We start from the raw sequence: 4,562 nt of genomic DNA, 5'->3' as shown, positions 1-4,562 counted from the left end.
GTGCTCTATCGCACCAAGAACGGCTACGCCGTGGTCAAGACCGATCTCGGCCGCGCCGCCTCGGCAACCGCCGACGCCGCGAAACGCGCCGTGAACTGGCTGGCCGGACTGATGCCAAAGGGGCTGTAAGCCCCCTGGCGTTTGACGACCGCGTGGTCAGGCAGGCACATAGGTCAACCTGATCACGTCGTCGCCAATCAAATCGCTGGCCACAAAGCGAAGCGGCGGCCGGGGGCCGGCGAAGAATGGCTTGCCCTGACCGAGCACGAACGGATGGAGGTAGAGTTGATATTCATCGATAAGACCAAGGTCGGTCAGGCTTCGTGCCAGGTCTGGTCCGGAAACTGAAATCTCCCCGACGAGCTCAGCCTTAAGCCCACCTATCACCGCCTCGACGTCGTCCGCGACAAGTGTGGCATTGGGGCCGACCGACTTCAGCGAGCGCGACACAACCCATTTCGGTTGGCTCCGCCACGCCGCCGCGAATTCGTGCGCCTCCGCGTTCCACTCAGGACTGTCTTCGTCCCAATAGCGCATGACCTCGTACATGCCGCGACCGTACACACTGCCACTCAAATTGCGCACTTGCTCCATCCAGTGACGAAAGATTGTCGGGCCTGACGGCATTTTCTGGTGGTCGACGTAACCGTCGAGGGACTGGTTCATTCTGAAAATGAGCTTCGCCATGCTGCAGGATCTCCAACCTCCGGATCGTCAGAATAACTTGAGCCGCCGTTACGCAAAAGTGTGGATCCCAACCGAAATTCAAACCGGGACACGACCCTAGTCCCGCTGCAACTTGACTTTCAGGCTCTTCCAGAACTTGTCGATCAGCGGCTTTTCGGTCGCTGCATCCTCGCCGGCAATGCGGGTGATGAACAGCAGCCCCCGATCGGCCAGGCCGAAGCCGACGATCTCGAAATCGGCGGTGTCGGTGCGTGTCGTCACCTCGGCGCGGATCCCGGTCAATTCCTTGCCGTCGGCGAGTTTGCGCGTCGTCGGCTCCTGCGTCAGCGTGGCGCCGGCCAGCACCGATTCCTTGGTCATCTCCTGCAGCATCAGCTGGTTAAGCGACACCGGATTCATCGCGCCATATTCCTGCACCACGACGATCGTGCCGAGAGCCGACGCCATCAGATACTGCGTGATATCATCGCCGAGGTCGGTCTTGGTCACCGAAATGTTGCTGGGGTGAACGAAGGAGAAAACGCTGCCGGAAAAGGTGGCGAAGTCGTTGCGTTCGAGCGTCACCTTGCTCTGCTTGCCGCCAGGCAGGGTCACGTCTGCGCTCTCGCCGGGATCGATATCGACCGTCACACCGTCGATGGTCAGCTTGAAGGCCTTGAGATCCTCGGCTCCGGCAGGGCCAGCGCACAGCGCGATGAGGATGAGTGCCGCGGCTGATACCTTGCGCATGAAGTCTCCTAACGTCTACGCCACCCCGCTCAGCGCCTTGATGGCACGGTAGAAGGTCGAGGAAAACAGTTCCGTCGGGTCATACTGCCGCTTCGCCGCCAGGAAGGCCGGCAGTTCGGGATAGGAGGCCAGCAATTCCCTGGCCGTATAATGCAGCTGGTAAGGCAGGAAGAAGCGCCCGCCATGCTTGATCGTCACGTCGATCAGCGCCCGCGTCAGCGCCCGCATCCTGGCATTGCCGTCGGCATCGGTCGGCTGGTTGATGTAGAGCACCAGCGAATAGGCCGGCTCCGGCGCGTAGGTCAGCGCCACATCCTCCTTGTGGACGATGCGCACCGAAGCATTGAGCACCGGCAGCGTCTGGTTGCGCAGGATCTCGCGCGCTTCCGCGATGAATTCGACATAGGCGGCACGTGGAATAAAATATTCGTGCAGGATGTCGGTTTCTTCCATCTGATCGTTGAAGAGATAGGGCACCGAATCGTGCATCGGGTTGTTGCGGGTGACGAGACAAGCCTCGCCCTCGGCCATGGCTGAGGTGCGCGCCACCGTGCAGCTTTCGAATTTCGGCTCCAGGGTCTTTTCGGTGAACCACTTCAGTTCCTGGAACAGGCTGCCCCATTTCGCCAGGTTGATGATCACCCGCTTCAACCCAACCGAACCCGGCTCGCCGATCTCAGGCTGATCCGCCGGCGGCTGCTCCGCCACCTTGTCGTAACGGTAGACGATCATGTCCTCGAGGAAATTGCCGGGCGCCGTCGACAGATGGCCGTAGAACAGGCCGATGTCCTTGTTCGGCTCCAGCACCTCGGCGAAGAATTTCGGAAAATCGTCCGATCTGATGATTTCGCGCGAGGTCCGGTAGACGGCGTTGTCGACGACATCGAGCGTCGCCTCCAGCACCACGCCGAACAGGCCGTAGCCGCCCACGACGTGCCGGAACAGATCGGTGTTCTCGGTCGGCGAGCAGGTGGTCACCGAGCCGTCAGCCAGCATCACTCGCATCGAGCGGATCGAGCCCGCCACCGAGCCTGCCTGGTGGTCCATGCCGTGCGCATTGACCGACAGTGAGCCGCCGACCGAGAAGATGTCGGTCGACTGCATCGCCTTCACCGCTAAGCGCGGATGCAGAAGGTTCTGGATGTCGTGCCAGCGCGCGCCCGGCTGCAAGGTCATGGTCTTGGCCGCCGCATCGACGGTGACTTTGTTGAACTTTCTGAGGTCGAGCACCAGCGCGTTGTCGTCGAAGGTATGCCCGCCCATCGAATGGCGGATGGCGGCCAGTGAGACTTTCAGGCCATTGGCACGCGCGAAGGCCAGCGCATTGCCGATGTGCTCGTCCTCGCTGATCTCGACGACGCCGTAAACCGGCGTCATCGACAGGCCGCTGGCATCGTTGATGTCGCCGCCTTTTGCCGACCAGGGCAGCGACGCGTCGAAGGCCGGCGCATTGTCCAGCGGCTTCAGAGGCAGCGCGAAGCCGTCTATATCGGCTATCCGTCCTGCGTTCTTCGGCCCCGAAGGCGCGCGCGCCAGCCGCGCCACCGTGTTGCCGCCCCACAGCACCGCGCCGCCGACGACAGCCGCACCCAGCAGCAACCGCCGCGACAGGCGAAACCCTTTTTGTTCGTCGGCCATGATATCCCCCGTTGGCCAAGGGATAGCGCGGCTTTTTGGCAAAAACCATAGCGATGCCGCCGGACAGCATTCCGCCGGCCGGCCCTGGGGTCCAGCCGGAAGACCTTATCCAGGTCGCCCGGCATCGAGAGCCGACGGATGAAAATGGCCGATCCCCGGAGGGACCGGCCATGAGTGGAACAGGGCTTGTAAAATCCGGTCAGCAGGTCTGCCGACGCACGATGTTCTCGCCTTACGAGGCCTTCTTGATCGACGTCACGATGCCGGTCTTGTCATCGACAGTCACAGCCACCTTGGCGCCGACCTTCAGTTTCCCGATCGTCGCCTCCGGCGACAGCTGGTAGATCTTGCCGTCGTCGAGGGTGATCGACTTGGTCGTCGGGTCGACGGCCTGGATGGTGCCCTGAACGGTCGCGGCATAGGCGGTGCCGAGGAAGGCGAGCAGAGCGGCGGTGGTTGCGAGGGTCTTCTTCATTGGTAAGCACTCCGTGCTGTTTCACTTTCCGGACCGCCGCCTTGGGAAACGACAGCACCGGACGGCTTGAAACTGGAACGGAAAGCGCTCCCTCCGCAAATCACGTTGGGTGAATTTTCGCAAACAATATCATAGGCTTAATTCCGACATATTGCTTGTTGCCGACATCATTTCAGACCGCTTCGACTCCTCCAATGCCCACTTCTATCCGCGAAAAGAGTCGCTTAGCCGATTGTGACGGCGGCTTTGGATCGCCACGCGGTCGCTGCAATCGACCTCGAGCAGCATCACGAAACAGCCTGCTCACCGACCATCGACACAAATTTTGTTTCATGGTCAGAGGCGGACTATAGGCGTGACAAATACGGCTTCGACGGCTGACGGCTCAGCCCGCCTCGTCCTTCGCGCCGATCTTGCGCACAAGTGCCGCCGTCGCCAGCATCGCGCCCATGTCTGATATCATCGGCGCGACATGCGTGCTGTAATCGAGCGGCACCGAAATATCCGGCAGTTCGAAGAAGTTCTTCGTCTGCGGCAGCAGCAGGAACCCATCGCTGCCATTGAGCGCGACACGGGCCGGATCGTCCGGCCAGGTTTCGCCAAGCCATTTCAGCGCCTGCGCCAGCCGGCCGCTCACCAGCGGCTGTGCCGCTCCGAGATTGTCGGTGCGGAACTCGTAGGCGGCATCAAGCGCCACGTCGCCACTGGACAGTTCCTGCAGCTTGCTGGCGAACATGCCGCGAAAGAAGCTGATGACGGCATTGGTCCGCCGCGTCGCCACCAATATGCCGGGGAACGGCGCGATGGTCTCGAAGGCGACGATGACGCCCTGGAAGGCGGTCGACGAGCCCTTGCCCGACCCTTCCCGCAGATGCGCCTCGTAGAGTTCGAACGGAAACCCTTCGTAGCGGCCCGCGACGATGTCGTCGAACGCCTGCCGGTTGAACGGACCAACCGCCGTGCGCGGCAATCGGTCGAATGAATTCGGCGTCACGCCATGCTGGTAGCGCATGTCGGCGATGAAGCCGAAGAT

Annotated in this window: 5 protein-coding genes; all 5 read right to left on the bottom strand. The window is 61.7% G+C overall.

The window, feature by feature from the left end; translation table 11 throughout:
* Positions 1–156: 156 nt before the first annotated feature.
* Complete coding sequence (locus EN893_RS19890; protein WP_127268289.1) at positions 157–687, bottom strand: dihydrofolate reductase family protein; 531 nt, start codon at positions 685–687, stop codon at positions 157–159.
* 96 nt (positions 688–783) lie between these two features.
* Positions 784–1,416: a hypothetical protein gene (locus EN893_RS19885; RefSeq protein ID WP_127268288.1), complete on the bottom strand. Its 633-nt coding sequence runs from the start codon at positions 1,414–1,416 to the stop codon at positions 784–786.
* 15 nt (positions 1,417–1,431) lie between these two features.
* Positions 1,432–3,054 (bottom strand): FAD-binding oxidoreductase, encoded by a 1,623-nt coding sequence (locus tag EN893_RS19880; protein ID WP_127272514.1) that lies wholly within the window; start codon positions 3,052–3,054, stop codon positions 1,432–1,434.
* Between the two features lie 232 nt (positions 3,055–3,286).
* Positions 3,287–3,529 carry a DUF1344 domain-containing protein gene (locus EN893_RS19875; protein WP_013530037.1) on the bottom strand — a complete coding sequence of 81 codons (243 nt, stop codon included), beginning with the start codon at positions 3,527–3,529 and terminating at the stop codon, positions 3,287–3,289.
* Positions 3,530–3,914: 385 nt separating this feature from the next.
* Positions 3,915–4,562, bottom strand: a 648-nt coding sequence (locus EN893_RS19870; protein WP_128361720.1) for a DUF3137 domain-containing protein, incomplete at its 5' end; no start/stop codon positions are given.

It is taken from the genome of Mesorhizobium sp. M7A.F.Ca.CA.004.04.2.1 (genome assembly GCF_004022825.1).
In the GTDB taxonomy this organism is placed as follows: domain Bacteria; phylum Pseudomonadota; class Alphaproteobacteria; order Rhizobiales; family Rhizobiaceae; genus Mesorhizobium.
The sequence above is the reverse complement of the archived record's forward strand: the minus strand, read 5'-3'. Positions and strand labels throughout refer to the sequence as shown.